This is a genomic window from Allomuricauda sp. TY007 (genome assembly GCF_010468565.1).
Taxonomy (GTDB): domain Bacteria; phylum Bacteroidota; class Bacteroidia; order Flavobacteriales; family Flavobacteriaceae; genus Flagellimonas.
This window is the reverse complement of sequence record NZ_WUEG01000016.1, coordinates 57,102-73,642: the sequence shown is the minus strand read 5'-3', so window position 1 is coordinate 73,642 and position 16,541 is coordinate 57,102. Positions and strand designations below refer to the sequence as shown.

The 16,541-nt window shown below is 38.7% G+C and carries 16 protein-coding genes and 1 pseudogene; 12 read left to right on the top strand and 5 right to left on the bottom strand.

The window, feature by feature from the left end; all coding sequences use genetic code 11:
* Window positions 1-405 precede the first annotated feature (405 nt).
* The gene (locus GO009_RS15530) at window positions 406-804 is read right to left on the bottom strand and encodes a hypothetical protein (RefSeq protein WP_163627520.1); all 399 of its coding nucleotides are present in this window, start codon (window positions 802-804) and stop codon (window positions 406-408) included.
* A gap of 60 nt (window positions 805-864) precedes the next feature.
* Between GO009_RS15530 and GO009_RS15525 the strand changes: the two genes are divergently transcribed.
* The 6 genes and pseudogenes from GO009_RS15525 (at window position 865) to GO009_RS15500 (ending at window position 7,465) form a co-directional block, all read left to right on the top strand.
* Complete coding sequence (locus GO009_RS15525; protein WP_163627518.1) at window positions 865-2,148, top strand: HlyD family secretion protein; 1,284 nt, start codon at window positions 865-867, stop codon at window positions 2,146-2,148.
* A gap of 15 nt (window positions 2,149-2,163) precedes the next feature.
* On the top strand, window positions 2,164-2,436 hold the full coding sequence (locus tag GO009_RS15520; RefSeq protein ID WP_313790234.1) for a cysteine peptidase family C39 domain-containing protein: 273 nt from the start codon (window positions 2,164-2,166) through the stop codon (window positions 2,434-2,436).
* A 4-nt stretch (window positions 2,437-2,440) separates the two neighbouring features.
* A pseudogene (locus tag GO009_RS15515) lies at window positions 2,441-3,602 on the top strand (IS3 family transposase).
* A gap of 107 nt (window positions 3,603-3,709) precedes the next feature.
* Complete coding sequence (locus GO009_RS15510) at window positions 3,710-5,374, top strand: peptidase domain-containing ABC transporter (RefSeq protein WP_163627516.1); 1,665 nt, start codon at window positions 3,710-3,712, stop codon at window positions 5,372-5,374.
* Between the two features lie 27 nt (window positions 5,375-5,401).
* Window positions 5,402-6,979, top strand: coding sequence for a vitamin K epoxide reductase family protein (locus tag GO009_RS15505; protein ID WP_203532466.1), 1,578 nt, complete (start codon window positions 5,402-5,404; stop codon window positions 6,977-6,979).
* A 123-nt stretch (window positions 6,980-7,102) separates the two neighbouring features.
* A complete protein-coding gene (locus GO009_RS15500) occupies window positions 7,103-7,465 on the top strand; it encodes a hypothetical protein (RefSeq protein WP_163627512.1) in 363 nt (120 codons plus the stop codon).
* Window positions 7,466-7,645: 180 nt separating this feature from the next.
* On the opposite strand, the gene GO009_RS15495 is transcribed toward GO009_RS15500, so the two are convergent.
* The 4 genes from GO009_RS15495 to dapF form a co-directional block, all read right to left on the bottom strand.
* Window positions 7,646-8,290, bottom strand: coding sequence for a hypothetical protein (locus tag GO009_RS15495; RefSeq protein WP_163627510.1), 645 nt, complete (start codon window positions 8,288-8,290; stop codon window positions 7,646-7,648).
* Window positions 8,291-8,450: 160 nt separating this feature from the next.
* A complete protein-coding gene (gene mltG / locus GO009_RS15490) occupies window positions 8,451-9,494 on the bottom strand; it encodes an endolytic transglycosylase MltG (RefSeq protein WP_163627509.1) in 1,044 nt (347 codons plus the stop codon).
* The gene (locus GO009_RS15485) at window positions 9,484-10,017 is read right to left on the bottom strand and encodes a GNAT family N-acetyltransferase (RefSeq protein WP_163627507.1); all 534 of its coding nucleotides are present in this window, start codon (window positions 10,015-10,017) and stop codon (window positions 9,484-9,486) included. The genes mltG and GO009_RS15485 overlap by 11 nt, the downstream gene beginning before the upstream one ends.
* Window positions 10,005-10,787 (bottom strand): diaminopimelate epimerase, encoded by a 783-nt coding sequence (gene dapF / locus GO009_RS15480; protein WP_163627505.1) that lies wholly within the window; start codon window positions 10,785-10,787, stop codon window positions 10,005-10,007. The genes GO009_RS15485 and dapF overlap by 13 nt, the downstream gene beginning before the upstream one ends.
* Before the next feature lie 135 nt (window positions 10,788-10,922).
* Between dapF and GO009_RS15475 the strand changes: the two genes are divergently transcribed.
* The 6 genes from GO009_RS15475 to rplS all read left to right on the top strand — a co-directional run bounded on the left by GO009_RS15475 (window position 10,923) and on the right by rplS (window position 16,382).
* Complete coding sequence (locus GO009_RS15475; RefSeq protein ID WP_163627503.1) at window positions 10,923-12,323, top strand: S1C family serine protease; 1,401 nt, start codon at window positions 10,923-10,925, stop codon at window positions 12,321-12,323.
* 129 nt (window positions 12,324-12,452) lie between these two features.
* Window positions 12,453-13,901, top strand: a complete 1,449-nt coding sequence (locus GO009_RS15470) for a glyceraldehyde-3-phosphate dehydrogenase (RefSeq protein WP_163627501.1) — start codon at window positions 12,453-12,455, stop codon at window positions 13,899-13,901.
* Window positions 13,902-14,009: 108 nt separating this feature from the next.
* Window positions 14,010-14,615 (top strand): tRNA (guanine-N1)-methyltransferase, encoded by a 606-nt coding sequence (locus GO009_RS15465; RefSeq protein ID WP_163627499.1) that lies wholly within the window; start codon window positions 14,010-14,012, stop codon window positions 14,613-14,615.
* Between the two features lie 71 nt (window positions 14,616-14,686).
* A complete protein-coding gene (locus tag GO009_RS15460) occupies window positions 14,687-15,121 on the top strand; it encodes a hypothetical protein (protein WP_163627497.1) in 435 nt (144 codons plus the stop codon).
* Between the two features lie 98 nt (window positions 15,122-15,219).
* Window positions 15,220-15,897, top strand: coding sequence for a tRNA (guanosine(37)-N1)-methyltransferase TrmD (gene trmD, locus GO009_RS15455; RefSeq protein ID WP_163627525.1), 678 nt, complete (start codon window positions 15,220-15,222; stop codon window positions 15,895-15,897).
* A 134-nt stretch (window positions 15,898-16,031) separates the two neighbouring features.
* On the top strand, window positions 16,032-16,382 hold the full coding sequence (rplS, locus tag GO009_RS15450) for a 50S ribosomal protein L19 (protein WP_163627495.1): 351 nt from the start codon (window positions 16,032-16,034) through the stop codon (window positions 16,380-16,382).
* The last annotated feature ends 159 nt before the right edge of the window (window positions 16,383-16,541 follow it).

The window sequence follows — 16,541 nt, the reverse complement described above, 5'->3', positions numbered from 1 at the left end:
AAAGCATATTGACAAGCATGGTCAATACAATAGCCAATAAAAAAATACCCGTGCTGATTAAAAAGTTTTTGAATGTTATCTTTTTCAGATTAAGAAAATCACAAATTTGAGCAAGGCCATAGCTCTCGATGCTCTTGTGCAAACCATAAAAAACCAAAACGAAGAATAAAATACTTATACAAAATATTGGCAATACAAAAGTTGAATACTGTACGTCTCCAAAAAGTTTATATCCTAAGTGTGGAGATATATGTGATGAAAATGCAGAAACTGATATAATTAATAATAACAGTAAAACATCTCTATATATTGATTTGATAATCCCCATATGGCTTAAGTACAAATAAAAACAGGGTTTGAAGAAAGAATCTTCAAACCCAATAATACAAAATCATTGTTCATTATTTAATTGCATTCATTATATACCGATGTTGGCCCCAAATCATATTCTTGATTATATTCTTGATTATAAATGGGTAAGTCATAAACTGGAGGAATGGCAAGAGGTAAGACCGACTCAATTAAAGCCTCCGCATTCCTTGTCGAAATATTCCACATTACTTCGGCCAACTCAACAGAAGCATTCCATCCATCTTCTGCTGCCCTGCCCAATTCGGCGATTTGGCTATTGGTAGCATTTACAATTCCACTTCCATCAATAGGAATATAATACCCGCCACAACAACATCCTACCCCACCATCATCGGCGGGCATGTGCATAATTGAGGCTCCTCCTTTTACTTCCAAAAGTTCTCCAACAGGAACTGCTTCAAAATCGTTTAAACTTAATTTTTTGATACTCATAATGGTTAATGTTTTTTTAATTAATATTGCTAAACCTACTTATAAATATTATTTTTCGCAATGGATTTTGAAGAAAATTCGACAAAACACCCATTTAGCCCCCATATAAATGAACTGATAGAAAAGAAACCCAACTGGCTGATACGTTGTGGCATAGGCGGTATGCTACTATTGCTTTTACTGTTTTTGGTGGCGGCTTGGTTGGTTAAATACCCCGATGTGCTGGTGGCCAAGGTTACTATTGTTACTCCGCGCCCTCCAATCGATATTCTTTCCAAGATCAACGCCCCCATAGCAAAGGTTTTTGGGCACAAGGAGAACGACACGGTCTCCAAGAACAGCCCCATCCTATTGTTGGAAAGCACCACCCATTATGGTCAATTTTTATTGCTGCAAGAAACTATGGGAACTATTGGAGCAGCAGATAAAAACGATACCCGCCATTGGTTGGACAGCCTTGGCAGCCTACAACCTGCCTATAACAGTTTTGCCCTGGCCCGCCTACGGTTGGAATACTACAATAGGGAGAGACCCTTTGACAAAAGGATTGAGAGCCTAAAAAAAATTGCTTCGGGCAATACACGCGGACTGCGTTTTGTCGAAAACTACCTTGGTAGCAGCCGTAAAGACTTTGAGTCCAAAAGAACCGAGTTCAATCGCTACAAGCAACTTTACGATAAAGGCGTTATTTCGGCCTCCGAATTTGAACAGGTAAAGCAGACCTTGGCACAAAAGGAAATGGGATATGCCAACGACCATAAGGCATTGAACTCAGAAAGATTGTCCATAGCCAATTTGGAACGGGAGATATTGGAACTGGGACTGCAACAAAAAGAACACGAGCAACAATTACAATTGGCCTACCAAAACACCCTTAACGAACTTAAAAGCCAAATGGAGCAGTGGGAACTGCAATACCTTATAAAACCTCCCATAAAAGGTAAACTTTCCTACTTTAACAATTTAAACGAGGGAGATTTTTTAGCTTCGGGCGAGCGCATACTTACCATTATCCCACTACAACAGGACAAATTACAAGCCACTGGGGTTTTACCTTCGGAAAATGCCGGTAAAGTAAAAAAAGGTGACAAAGTGGTACTAAAATTGGATGCTTATCCTTACCATGAGTTTGGCACCGTAGAAGGCGTTGTAAAACGAATTTCGGAAATACCCATGGAAAATACCTATAACATAGTTATAGACCTACCGCAAAAGCTTGTGACCAACTACGACAACAAAATTGTTTTTAAACAGCGTTTGGGCGCAACTGCCGATATTATTACCAAAGACCAAAGTCTGTTGCAACGTGTTTTTTACCAGTTTGAAAATCTTTTTAGAAACTAAAACCAATCGGAATCCGTGACCAAGTTCAAAACATTCAAACAGTTTGACCTAATGGACTGTGGGCCTACCTGCCTTCGCATGGTAGCAAAACATTTTGGCAAAGAAATTTCGTTGGACAAACTGCGAAGCGAAAGTTATATAACGCGAGAAGGAGTGTCCCTCATGGGAATCAGCCATGCAGCAGAGAGCATAGGGTTAAAATCGTTGGGCACCCGAATAGACTTGTGGAGTTGCTACCTTTACTCGGACATAAAATTTAAGACTGTTTGTCACAAAAAAATATCTTAGAAACATGAAAAAACGCTATTACAGTCCTGAATTAAAGGAGCAAGCAGTTCGGTTAAGTTACCAACGAGAGAACATAAAAGAACTGGCAGACGAGTTAGGTATAGAAGTCCAAAGGATATATAAATGGCGGAAGGCAGCCAAAACAACGACATCCCCCAAGCCAGAAAGACCAATACCTGATGATATATTGGAGGTTAAAAGACTGCGCAAGGCGCTTAAAGAAAAGGAGCTCGAACTTGAGATATTAAAAAAGGCCGTGCACATCTTCTCCAAGAGCGATGGGAAATCTATGGATTTATAGCCAGTTATAGGCATTTATACCCCATCGAGAGGATGTGCAAGGTTTTTAAAGTAAGTAGGAGCAGTTTTTATAGATGGTACACGGGTGGCCCGTCAAAACGGGCACTGGAACATAGCCTGTTCACGGATTTGATAAAAAAGGAATTTGACCTGAGCCAACAACGTTATGGCTCCACAAGGATAGCGGAGCAACTAAAGCGCAAAGGCTACTGTATATCCAGGTGCAGAGTAGCAAAAATCATGAGGGCGAACAATTGGACAAGCAAACACAAAAGGAAGTTTAAGGCAACCACGGATTCCAACCACAAATATCCGGTTTGCACAGAAATTTACTCGACAGAAACTTTAATCCCAGCAGGCTAAATGAAGCTTGGGTCAGCGATATCACTTACATCCAGACCAATCAAGGGTGGCTGTACCTGACCACTATTATCGATTTGTTTGATAGACAGGTAATAGGTTGGTCATTAAGTGCAAGCTTGCATACCAGTCAAACTATCATCCCTGCATGGAAAATGGCCATAAGCAAACGCAATATAAACATCGATTTAATATTCCACTCAGATCGGGGGATACAATACGCCTCAAAAACATTTAGAACATTTATTAAATCCAACCCGTTGGTGACCCAATCTATGAGTAGAAAGGGAAATTGTTGGGACAATGCAGTTGCTGAATCCTTCTTTAAAACATTAAAGGTAGAACTTATTTATGATGATGATTTTAAAACTATAGAGCAGGCCAAGACCGCTGTTTTTGAGTACATCGAGATATGGTATAATAGAAAACGTTTGCACTCTTTTTTAGGGTATAAGACTCCTTATGAAGTAGAACAAGAATTTTATCAATTTAAAAATGTAGCATAGGTCTTAGAAAAAATGTCCGACTTTTTGTTGCAAGTCCAGTTGAAGACAGTGAGAAAGCTACGTTCTCACATTTTTTAAAATATTTTTTACCACACAGAAACTTGTTGTTGCAGATATTTTTTGCAATTATTTTTTCTAGTTTGGTAAGCTTACTGACACCTTTTATTACCCAATCTATTGTTGATATAGGTATTTTGGGCAGAAATGTTCAGTTCATTTATCTGGTTTTGGCAGCACAATTAATGCTGACTGTTGGTAGCACCGTAATATCTTTTATACAAGCATGGATTTCACTTCATTTAAGTATTCGGGTTAGTTTATCCTTTGTAATAGGATATGTTGCAAAACTTATGACCATGCCATTTACTTTTTTTGAATTGAAGACAGTTGGAGACATTACCAAACGAATTGGTGACAATTCCAGAATAGAAGCTTTTTTAAATCAGTCCCTATTCTCCGTAATTGTTTCCACCTTTAACTTTGTTATATACACCTCCATCCTTGCCTATTATAACTATAGAATATTATTAATATTCCTGCTGGGCAATGGACTTTATATAGGATGGATACTACTTTTTCTAAAAAAAAGGAGAGAGTTTGACCACGAAGGCTTTAAAATAGCCGCAGATAGTGAAAACAAAATTTTGCAACTGTTCTATGGGGCCAGAGAGATTATTCTTAATAACATAGAAAAGGAGAAGCGCTGGGAGTGGGAACGAGTACAATCCCATAAATATAAGCTCAGTAAAAAGAAACTGATATGGAACCAATTCCAATCCTCAGGGGCAACGATAATAAACTCCACAGTCGGCATCGTAATAAGTCTTATAGTAGCTTTATCTGTCATCGAAGGATCAATGACTTTGGGCATGATGCTTTCCGTACAATTTATTTTAGGACAAATCCAAGCACCTTTGAGTTCGTTTTTGGGATTAACACACTCTTATCAAGACGCCAAAATCAGTTTAGAAAGATTGAGCGAGGTAATCGATAAGGAAGACGATGAGAAAACTATGCTCTATTCCTCTCTTCCAAAAGATAAAAATATCATTTTGGACAAGGTTTCTTTTCAATACGAAGGTCCACACTCCCCTAGAGTTCTGGATTCTGTCAATTTAGAAATTCCTCAAAACAAAACCACGGCAATAGTTGGGGCCAGCGGTAGTGGAAAGACTACCTTACTGAAATTATTGCTTCAACTGTACAAACCAACAGAAGGAAATATAACTGTAGACAACATCAATATCAACAGTATAAAACAATACCATTGGAGAGAGCAATGTGGTGTTGTAATGCAAGATAATTACATCTTTTCAGATACCATATTAAACAATATTGTTCTAAAAACTTATGATGGAATTGACATTGGGTACGCAATGGAAGCAGCCCGTATTGCGAACATCCATCATTGGATTGAATCCCTACCCTTAAAATATCAAACGAAAATCGGCATTGAAGGTGTAGGCTTAAGCCAAGGACAAAAACAAAGAATTTTAATTGCACGAGCCTTATACAAAAAACCAAATTTCATCTTTTTGGATGAAGCTACTAACTCACTTGATGCCGAAAACGAAAAGTTAATCATTGAAAATCTTACAAAGGCAACCATGAATAAAACTGTTGTTGTTATTGCACACCGATTGAGTACAGTAAAAAAAGCTGATAAAATTGTCGTATTGGAAAATGGACGGATTATGGAAGAGGGGAAACACAGTGAATTGTTGGGCCAAAAGGGTGCTTACTATCGTCTTGTTAACAGTCAACTCTCTTGAACCATGATAAAAAACAAAAAACACCCCATGGCCTTGACCGTTTATAAACTTTTTCTTTTGCTGGGGGCCAGGATAACATATAGTTCCATTAAGGATAAGTTATTACAGCATCCTAAGTATCCCAGTTTGTTTTCCCTCACCAATACCCTTGGGAATTTTGGGTTGGAGAACAAGGCGGTCAGGGTCAAAAGGGAACAGTTGGGTCAATTGGAAACCCCTTTTTTGGCTATCTCTAAAAACACAGATTGTCTCCTGGTCAAAAATATTCAGGGAGAAACCATCAAATTTTTTACAACCACTGGAAAATTAAAATCTATAACAGATTTTGAGACCAATTGGGATGGGTTAGTGGTCTTGGTAGACGCTTCATCTGAATTAAAAGAAAATGAATATCTTAAAAAAAGAACTACAGAAAAACTCAATAAGCTGAAATCTCTTTTTACAATAGCCTTGTTAATCCTGATTTCCAGCTATACTTTGGTAAGCCTGAACAGTGTCTTTTTAAAAATAATGTTTCTAACCCATTTAACCGGACTATTCTTTGGTGCGCTTTTAGGTGTGAAGGAGATTAATAAGAACACCGAATATCCTTTTTGTAAAGTGGGTACTAGGATGGATTGTGATAGCGTTTTAAACTCGAAAGGCGCAAAAATATTTAGCTGGCTTTCCTTGACTGACTTGGTAATTATATTTTTTTCATCAGTTACTTTTATCATACTTCTCATGCCTTTTTTATCTTCTGAGATTTTCGCCTCCTTGTCTGCCATAGTGGCTATATTGGGAATAACCTCCTTACCCTTATCCCTTTATTCGATTGGCTATCAAGGAATCGTTCTGAAAAAATGGTGTATTCTATGTCTAGGAACCGTTCTTGTTCTCATATTAAATGGTTTTTTGGGTTATTTAATCTTAACCGATACCGATTATAATTATCCTTCCTCAGTTACCAGCTTTTACCTTTTGGGAATAAGTTTTGCTTTAATGATTGTAGTTTGGTCCAATCTTAAAGTAATCCTGTCAAAATCTCTTAAATTCGAAAGTTTACATTACTCTAACCTTAGATTATTTAACGACTTGAAGGTTTTTCAAGTTCTATTAGAAAAACAACCAACTGTAACTATGGATTTTCTTCAGGCCGAAGTAATTCTCGGAAACAACCATTCCCAGAACACTCTAACTGTAGCCATGAATCCATTTTGTCCAGCTTGCAAAAAAGAATATCTGGATATTTTAGAACTTTTGGATGGTCACCCAAAATATGCGAAAGTTGTAATTCGATTCACTGGGAATATTAATTCGATGGACAAAACTGTAATTTTTATCTCAAAATATCTAATCGATCTATATCTTTCAAATAAAGAATCATTTATAGATATTCTTCTTGACTGGTTCCAATTTAAAGACATTAAAGCTTTAATAAACAAGTATCCTCATGAATCCCATGATTTATCAAAAACTATTTTGGAACATTCCTATGTTTGGTCGGATAAGGTCAAAATAGAGTCGACTCCATCACTTTTCTTAAATGATAAAAAGTTGCCAAAAGGTTATAAAGCAAGTCACCTAACAAATATTTTGAAAATGAATCCTGATTTCAACCAATAATACGGGTCAAACCATATACATGATCATATTTCTCACAGATATATCTTAAACTGTTCAAAATTACAACCAGTCAGTGAAACTAATTCATGGATATTATTTTTATATTCACGCAAGGCTATAACAATGCAAAGAATTCAGCTTAGAAAAAAACCTGCATTTATCATTGAAGTACACGATGATTCTTTTCGCATCGAAGATAAATCCGATAGAAAACAACGTAGAACATTCTATATTTCCGACATAAGTTCCATTTATTACAAAAAAGAAGAAATTAATACGGCAAGTTCAATGCTTACGATGGGCATATCGCTTTTTTTGCCTTCTGGGTTAGGTTTTGGAAAAGTTATCAAAGAAGTTCCTCGAATTTGCATGGTTGTTAAAAACGAGTTTAAAGAAATTTTGTTGGATAATTGTGAAGAGCGGAAAGTTAAAGAAAGTTTGGCTCTGATTAAATCAAAACTCGAAATAAAATCAACCATGCCTTAAAGCTTTGAATAGCCTAGAACAGAGTATAAAGTATAGAATACCCATACGTGCTAAGAGATCAGCTTGAAATTATATTAGTTTTATAGAAAACCTGACCTAAAAATCGGGATTGGGTTATTTTCAGTACCAATAAAAAAGCCCTGAAAAATCAGGGCTTTTTTAGTTACAATTCTTAGCCAATTATACTTTGGCATTTTTCTGCTGTTTGATGTTTGAAATATCGTAACCCGCAAATTTTTTCATATAATACGATATACTACTTCCGTAAGCATCGGTTACATCGTTTTGTCCATACGATCGTAGGTACTTCTTCACGTTTCCTGCTCCGGCCAAATGTGCCGCAGCCAAAATACCGGATTCCGTTACTTTAATTCCCCCAATGGTTTTTCCGTTGAAGCGTTTAATATCTCTTCGCAGAATCCATTTGTTACGGGCAATATTGGCCATAAAGGCTTTTTCCTGAAGTTCTGGGCTGTCCAAAAATTCATCCATATCGTAAACGCCCATCAAATTTAAGGTACTACTACCAAACTGGTATTTACCCAAATATCCCAATGTGTTTACGCTATGATATTTACCCTGGGATTCTTTAAAAGCGAGCGCTTCTTTAAAGCCATTAAAGGCTTTGCCCAGAAAAGGAGGTGTTACCTCGTCCTCGTCAAGAAGTTCAACGGAATCTTGCGGTGCAAAGAATTCCAGATTGGTTGTAACCTTCAATGATTCAGGGATTTCAACATCCCCTTTCCTCATTACGGTATAAGAACCAAAACTTGTCAAAACTACGATCATGGCAAGATGCAGTATAAAACCTATCCATCTTTTCATAATGTTCATATTTGTGATCTCAATACTATATACGTATCAAAAATCAATTTGGCCGGCAAATATAGGGGGAGTTATCTTAACGGATACCCTAAAGCTCATAAAGATTTCTTAAATAGGGCTTAAAATCCGTTAAAGTGATGAAAATCAACGGCAAAGAGCACTATCTCATCACTCTTTGTTGGTTCAACCAACGGGTATATTGCACTTTATTTCGGTTGTGTTGCGCCAAGGTTTTGGCAAATTTATGATACCCGAAGTTGGAAACGTCGGCCACAAAATAGAGATAGTCGTGCTTTTCAGGGTTTAAAACAGCGTCTATTGAAGTGATGTCCGGCATGGTAATCGGACCTGGAGGAACCCCTGCATATTTATAGGTGTTGTAGGGTGAATCCATTTCCAAGTCACGGAAAAGCACTCTTTTTATAATGGTATCGTAGTTGCCCGTTTCCTTTTTGATGGCAAAAATTACCGTGGGGTCGGCCTGCAACAACATACCTCGCTTTATTCGATTCAAATAAACACCGGCCACCCGTGGACGTTCATCCACCTTGGCGGTTTCCTTTTGAACTATGGCTGCCAGAGCAGTAACCTCATTGGGAGTAAGACCTATATTTTCAGCTTTTTGCTGGCGTTCATCGTTCCAAAAGCGCTCATATTCGGTGCGCATTCTGTCCCTAAAACTCGTGGCGTCGGTATTCCAGAAAAATTCGTAGGTATTTGGAATGTACATGGCCAGTTTGGTGTCTTCGTCAAACTTGGTCTCTTCCAAAAAAACAGAATCGTTAAATGTTTGAAGCAAAGAAAGACTATCAGCTTCAATTTGCTCTGAAATCCTTCCTGCTAACAGGGCCAAGGACTCTTGATTGTTAAAAGACACTTGCACAGGGATATTGGCACTGCGCAGAGTATTGATGATCTCGTTGTTGTTCATCCCTTTTTTCAAAGCGTATTTTCCCGCTTTTATATTGGTTGTGTAGCCTTTACGCTTGGCGACGGCCTCAAAAGTCGACAAATCTTGCAACAAAGGTTCCAATGAAGTTTTTACATCACTGAACGATGCATCCGTTTCAATGTAAACAAAGGCTTCATCATTATTGAACTGGGTATTGGGACTAAAAATGGCACTGTAAATTTGATAGGCAATAAAACCGCAGATCAACAATCCGAGGATAGCCGTTGCCCAAAGTACTTTCTTAAGATTCATTTGTATTGATCTTTTGATACATTATTTCGTTCTTGAACCCTTGGTTGGTTCTTATCCATTCCTTTTTGATACCGATTTCCTCAAACCCCATTTTTTGAAACAAATGGATACTGGCTTCATTATCCTCCAAGATATTGGCATATAATTGATGTAAATCCAAAGTGGAGAAAGCATAGTCACACAAAAGCGACAACGCTTCTGCTCCTGCACCTTTGTTTCGGTCCCCAGGTTCCACAATAATGATTCCAATACCGGCCCTTCGATGTTTCGGGTCAAAATCGAATAAATCAATCAACCCGATACATTCATCTTGATGATTACTGATGCACAATCGTAATTGTTTTACATCGTAAATATCCCTGTGGGCATTGTCCAGGTATAATTGAAGCACCTTTTTGGAATAAGGTTTTAGCGTACCGCTCACCTCCCAGACCGATGTGTCGTTTTCCAATTTGTACAGAAAATCGAGGTCGGTAGGCTCCAAAGCTCTCAAATAGATTTGTTCTCCTTTTAGATTGAGCATTCGATAGTTCCTTTAAATACTTGTACGGCTGGACCTTTTAAATAGATATTGCTGTATTTTCCATCTTTTTTCTCGAAAGAAATGGCCAAATCCCCTCCAATGGTATGGATATGGACTTCGTTGGCAGCGGTTTTACCAGATTGGTGCATGGCCAAGGCCACGGCGGTTACCCCTGTACCGCAGGAAAAGGTCTCGCCCTCCACTCCCCTTTCGTAGGTCCGTACATCAAAAGTATCGCCGTTGGTCTGCTCCACAAAGTTAATATTACTTCCAGGCTGACCATATAATCCGTAACGGAGTTTTTTGCCTTCTTTTTGTACATCAAACTTTTCCAGTGCTGTTACGATTTGCACATGGTGTGGGGAACCGGTATCCAAAAAACTATGGTTCTGTTTTTCGTGGATTTTATCTACATCGATCATCTTTAAGTTAACAATATCTCCTTCTACCGTGGCATGGTGCAAACCATCAACCGCATTAAAGGTGGCTTCGCTATCAATCACACCCAAATAATGGGCAAAGGCCACCAAACAACGTCCTCCGTTTCCGCACATACTGCTTTCAGCTCCATCGGCATTGTAGTAAACCATCTTAAAATCCGACATATTGTCATTTTCAAGAAGTATCAGCCCATCTGCTCCTATGCCAAATCTTCGGTCGCAAAGCTTCTCAACGAGCTTGGTATTATTTTTGGGAAATATTTGTTGACGATTGTCGATAATTACAAAATCGTTTCCCGTTCCTTGATATTTAAAAAACTGTAGTTCCATGATTATCTACAAAGGAACAAATATATGGGATTATTTAAGGTTTTTTTTGGAGTTAAAACAGCGTTAAACCGACCTGATCAAAAATTGAATTATTTTAATTTTGTTTGGAGCTTAATGTTAAATAATTATAGAATTATGAAGAAAATAGCGAGTTTATTCCTAGTATCCGTATTTGCTGGCGCAATTACATTGGGGGCTTACAAATTATTTTTTGAGAAAGAAAACTATAAGTGGGTCACTTCGGAACAAGAAGTACCCTTTGTTACGACGAGCAATTTGAACACTTCGGCCAAAGGTGCCGGAATCAACGAAGCTGATTTCACCATCGCTGCCGAAAAAACGGTCAACTCCGTGGTGCACGTTAAAAATATGACCATAAGCAGTAGAGGGCCATCCAGCATAGCTGAATTCTTTTATGGGTATGAGCGCCAACAAACCCCACAAGTGGGAACAGGATCCGGGGTTATCATTTCTCCAGATGGATATATCGTAACCAATAACCACGTAATTGCGAATTCAAGTCAATTGGAAGTGGTGCTGAACAATAACAAATCCTACGAGGCGGAAGTAATCGGTACAGACCCCGATTCAGATATTGCCCTTCTAAAAATTGATGCCGAAGAGGCTCTGCCCTATTTGGCTTTTGGAGATTCCGACAATACAAAAATCGGGGAATGGGTATTGGCCGTTGGCAATCCGTTTAACCTAACGTCAACCGTAACTGCAGGAATTGTAAGCGCCAAAGCAAGGTCGCTTTCCCGAACAGGGGCTCAATCCTTTATTCAAACAGATGCTGCCGTTAACCCCGGAAATAGTGGTGGTGCCTTGGTAAACACCAACGGTGACCTTATCGGAATCAATACAGCTATTACTTCTCAAACAGGTTCATATATCGGATATGCCTTTGCCGTACCCAGCAATATTGCCAAAAAAGTAGTGGAAGACATTATGGAGTATGGCAACGTACAAAAAGGACTTTTGGGTATTCGAGGGGGGAACCTAAACCCTGAAGCTGCCATGGAAATGGGAATTGACGACTTGGAAGGTGTTTATGTTTCTAGTGTGGAAGAAGAGTCCGGTGCAGATGATGCCGGTTTGAAGGAAGGAGATGTCATCAAAAAAATTGACAATATAGATATTGGAAAATTCTCGGAACTTACAGGTTATCTTTCTGCAAAAAGACCTGGTGATGTGGTTGAACTTACCTTGGACAGAGATGGAAAAAGCCTAGTTAAAAATGTAACCTTAAAAAAACAAAACAGCGTCATCCTTCCCGCCACTTCTTTTAGAGTGAAAAACCTGTCCAAAGAAGACATTAAAAAGTTTGGAGTGTCCAAAGGCGTAAAAATTACCGATGTCCCCGAAAGTTATGGAAGGTACGATTTAAGAAACAAAGTAATCATTGAAGTTGATGGCAATAAAGTCAACGATATAAACGATGCCAAAAAATACTTTGGAGAAATATCCAGATACGGACGAACCAGTTTTACCATGATCAATGAGAATGGTGAAAAGGAACATATGATACTTCAGTAAAAGTGCAGAAAAAACACTTGAAAGCGTCTTTAAACAAGGCGCTTTTTTTATGCCCAATATGTTTTACGAAAACGTTTGAAATATATAATTTAGCCAAAATTACAACTTCACAAACGCAACCCATCATCAATGAACAACAATGTTTCTTACGAAAAAGAACTTGCCTTTCAAGCAGATAGAAGAAAAGCAACCACAGAATTTATAAAAATCATAAGCGATCTCTGGTACGATAAGGCCATTGAGGTGGTTTTGTTCAAAAATCAGATCATAGACAAAAATGTGAGCGACATTATCAACCTGCACGAGTACGCTGGCGAATTTGTCCAAAAACCCATGTCCATTTTCGATTCCGTGGAAATTTTAAGGGCGATCAACGACATCAACCTCCCTCCCGCTAAACTGGACATTGGCAAGTTGACCTATGAGTACCATTCCAATCAAAATGCACATTTAAATGTAAAGGCCTTTGTTATCGACAAGCTAAAGGATGCACAATCCACCAAGGCCATAAAACCAAAAGATGTTGTGCTCTATGGCTTTGGACGTATAGGCCGTTTGGTGGCAAGAGAACTCATGGCCAAAACCGGTAGGGGCAACCAGTTGCGATTACGTGCCATTGTAATTAGAGGGGGATTGAACAAAGACGTGCTCGAAAAAAGAGCGGCCCTTCTTAAAACCGATTCGGTACACGGCCCTTTTACGGGAACTGTGGACGTTGACGAGGAAAAACAAGCCCTTGTAATCAATGGTACCACAGTAAAGATTATAAGCGCCAATCAACCCGAGGATATCGATTACACCATACATGGTATTACCAATGCCTTAATTATTGACAATACAGGGGCTTTTAGGGACAACAAGGAACTATCCAGACACCTAAAATCCAAAGGAGCCAGCAAAGTATTGCTTACCGCTCCCGGTAAAGAAGTGCCCAATATTGTACATGGCGTAAACCACAAGGATTTTGACCCAGACAAAACTAAAATCTACTCCGCCGCTTCGTGTACCACCAATGCCATTACCCCCATTTTAAAAGTAATCGAGGATTCTTTGGGCATCAAAAAAGGACATTTGGAAACCATCCATGCCTATACAAACGACCAAAATTTGGTGGACAATATGCACAAAAAGTATCGCCGCGGTCGTGCAGCAGCCCTCAACATGGTAATTACCGAAACAGGGGCCGGTTCTGCCGTTGCCAAGGCACTCCCATCTTTAAAGGGAAAGCTGACCTCAAACGCAATCAGGGTTCCAGTTCCCAATGGTTCATTGGCCATTCTTAATTTGGAGGTAAAGAACAAAACATCAAAAGAAGGGGTGGATACACTGATTAAAAAATATGCCTTGGAGGGGGATTTGGTGGAACAAATCAAATATGCATTGAGCAATGAATTGGTTTCTTCGGATATTGTAGGCACCACGGCACCATCAATTTATGACAGTAAGGCCACCATTGTTTCACCCGGAGGTAAAAATGTTGTGCTCTATATTTGGTACGATAATGAGTATGGATATTCCCATCAAGTAGTTCGATTGGCAAAATATATAGCGAAAGTTAGGCGTTATACGTATTATTAGTAGGGTACGAATTTGTTCAAAGAAGCAGTTTTCTTTTTTGAAATTTGCTATATTGATGTAATTTCGTCCCACCCTTAATCTAAATTTAATACGAGAACATTATTGAACATGAAGTATTTACGCATTTTATTTGCCTTAGCCTTACTTATCCCATCCATCACTATCCACGCCCAGGAAGAGGAATCTACCGATGAAGTAGACAATACCCTAAGGGGACAATTGGAAGAGTTGGAAAGAAAGTCGGGGAACTACCGGGCCAATGGTATCCGCTACGAAGTCGTTAAGTTGTCAGATCTCTACGAAACCAAGAAGAACATTTTTGATTCCATAGAAACTGCCAACAGAACCATCAAAGATCTATCGGCAACCATTACGGCCAACGATGCCGAAATAGAGGACCTTAACGGCAAATTGCAGGAAACCACCAATAAACTGAACGCCGTTACCGAAGAAAAGGACAGTATTTCATTTTTTGGTGCCCTGATCAGCAAAGGAACCTATAATTTTATCCTGTGGTCCATCATTTTTGGATTGTTGCTGCTTTTGCTATTCTTTATCTACCGATTTAGAAATAGTAATTTCTTGACGCAACAAGCCAAATCTGCCCTTGCCGATTTAGAGGAAGAATACCAAAACCATAGGCGACGGGCTTTGGAGCGTGAGCAAAAGATCAGCCGCCAGCTTCAGGACGAGCTCAACAAACAGAAAAAATAAGAATAAAGGCTTCCCCAAAAAGGAAGCCTTTCTTTTATACCAAGATTCCGCTTTCATTAAGTACAAGATGAATGAAAAATAAATTAAGAAAAATCAAAATAGATGGTGAAACTTATTTGTGGAAACGCGAGCACCATCATTTAACTGAATTTGAATACTCAAAATGTGTCGAAAAGGTCACTGTTTATCTTGAAGGATTCAAAAATTCACCACTTCAGTTGTTTTTCAGAGAAGAAGATAACTTAATTCTAAAAACTGATATTGAAAAAGAAAAGTGGTGTGTTGGTTACCCAGACGGGGTGATTTGGTTGTTTAAACCTAGAGCCGACAAGAAACCACAAACGGACCATGTTGATATTAATTTGAATCGACCAGCCGTAATAGCTGAACTCATTAAATATTTTAATTCAAATGGATGGAATCCAAGGAAAGCCTCTAAGCCATTTGTGGAAGAAAATGCTCTAAAATTTCTTGAAACAATTGAGTTACCTCGAGGAATTAATTAAAAAACGAAAAGCCGACAAGGTGTAAAAATGTATTTTACACTTATTGTTATTGCCAGCATTCACTACTTTTGGGGTGAATTAATACTGCAGCCATGTCCATGCGCATCGACATTATAACCGTACTTCCCGAACTTTTAAAAAGCCCTTTTGAAGCCTCCATTTTAAAACGGGCCATAGAAAAAGGGTTGGTAGAGGTACATTTTCACAATTTAAGGGACTACTCCACTGGAAACTACAAACAGGTAGATGATTATCAGTTTGGAGGAGGTGCAGGCATGGTAATGATGGTAGAACCAATCGATAAATGCATTTCCCAACTAAAATCCGAAAGGGAGTACGACGAAGTCATTTACATGACGCCAGATGGCAACACGCTCAACCAGGGAATGGCCAATGAGGTTTCCATGAAAAAGAACATTATTGTGCTTTGTGGTCATTACAAAGGTGTGGACCAACGGGTAAGAGATATGTTTGTTACCCGTGAGATTTCCATTGGCGATTATGTGTTGTCGGGAGGTGAACTTGCGGCCGCCATATTGTGCGATGCCGTAATTCGATTGTTACCTGGCGTGTTGAACGATGAAACCTCTGCCCTCACGGATACTTTTCAGGATAACCTATTGGCTCCGCCCGTGTACACAAGACCATCGGAATACAAGGGAATGGAAGTGCCGAAAATTCTCTTGAGCGGCAACTTTCCCGAAATTGAAAAATGGCGGGAACAACAAGCTTTGGAACGTACCCAGCAAAGAAGGCCCGACCTTTTAGGAAAATAAAAGCAGTTCGGAGCTCAAAAACGGAAAAAACCACTTGCAATTTCTAAATATTGCATTACTTTTGCAATCTCAAAATCAACCTCTGACGAAATCCGTGAAAGTTGGTCTTGTAAAAAACGCTAAAAAAAACAAAAATGGAATCCTTAGTAAAATTTGTTGAAGACGAATTTGTTCCAAAAAAAGAATTTCCAAAATTTTCAGCTGGTGATACCATCACTGTTTATTACGAAATCAAAGAAGGTGAAAAAACACGTACCCAGTTCTTTAAAGGTGTAGTGATACAACGTAGAGGGAGCGGTGCCACTGAAACCTTTACCATCCGCAAAATGTCAGGTACCGTAGGTGTGGAAAGAATTTTCCCGGTAAACATGCCGGCTTTGCAAAGAATTGAAGTAAACAAAAAAGGTAAAGTACGTAGATCTAGAATCTTCTACTTTAGAGGTCTTACCGGTAAAAAGGCACGTATCAAAGAAGTTAAGGGATAATCAATATCCACTACAACATGTAAAAGCACCCAAATTGGGTGCTTTTTTTATGAACAATTGTTAATAACTATGGTTCATATTGTGTTGATTTTTAATGCTTTGAAAAGTTGCTGAATTTAATTTTACGCTCTACTTTAGCAGAAGATATGATGGTGATAC

What these genes read in the sequence shown, in the direction of transcription:
- GO009_RS15530 (WP_163627520.1), bottom strand. Translation starts at nt 804, where the DNA reads ATGAGTATCAAAAAATTAAGTTTAAACGATTTTGAAGCAGTTCCTGTT.
- GO009_RS15525 (WP_163627518.1), top strand. Translation starts at nt 865, where the DNA reads ATGGATTTTGAAGAAAATTCGACAAAACACCCATTTAGCCCCCATATA.
- GO009_RS15505 (WP_203532466.1), top strand. Translation starts at nt 5,402, where the DNA reads ATGGCCTTGACCGTTTATAAACTTTTTCTTTTGCTGGGGGCCAGGATA.
- GO009_RS15500 (WP_163627512.1), top strand. Translation starts at nt 7,103, where the DNA reads ATGCAAAGAATTCAGCTTAGAAAAAAACCTGCATTTATCATTGAAGTA.
- GO009_RS15495 (WP_163627510.1), bottom strand. Translation starts at nt 8,290, where the DNA reads ATGAAAAGATGGATAGGTTTTATACTGCATCTTGCCATGATCGTAGTT.
- mltG (WP_163627509.1), bottom strand. Translation starts at nt 9,494, where the DNA reads ATGAATCTTAAGAAAGTACTTTGGGCAACGGCTATCCTCGGATTGTTG.
- GO009_RS15485 (WP_163627507.1), bottom strand. Translation starts at nt 10,017, where the DNA reads ATGCTCAATCTAAAAGGAGAACAAATCTATTTGAGAGCTTTGGAGCCT.
- dapF (WP_163627505.1), bottom strand. Translation starts at nt 10,787, where the DNA reads ATGGAACTACAGTTTTTTAAATATCAAGGAACGGGAAACGATTTTGTA.
- GO009_RS15475 (WP_163627503.1), top strand. Translation starts at nt 10,923, where the DNA reads ATGAAGAAAATAGCGAGTTTATTCCTAGTATCCGTATTTGCTGGCGCA.
- GO009_RS15470 (WP_163627501.1), top strand. Translation starts at nt 12,453, where the DNA reads ATGAACAACAATGTTTCTTACGAAAAAGAACTTGCCTTTCAAGCAGAT.
- GO009_RS15465 (WP_163627499.1), top strand. Translation starts at nt 14,010, where the DNA reads ATGAAGTATTTACGCATTTTATTTGCCTTAGCCTTACTTATCCCATCC.
- GO009_RS15460 (WP_163627497.1), top strand. Translation starts at nt 14,687, where the DNA reads ATGAAAAATAAATTAAGAAAAATCAAAATAGATGGTGAAACTTATTTG.
- trmD (WP_163627525.1), top strand. Translation starts at nt 15,220, where the DNA reads ATGCGCATCGACATTATAACCGTACTTCCCGAACTTTTAAAAAGCCCT.
- rplS (WP_163627495.1), top strand. Translation starts at nt 16,032, where the DNA reads ATGGAATCCTTAGTAAAATTTGTTGAAGACGAATTTGTTCCAAAAAAA.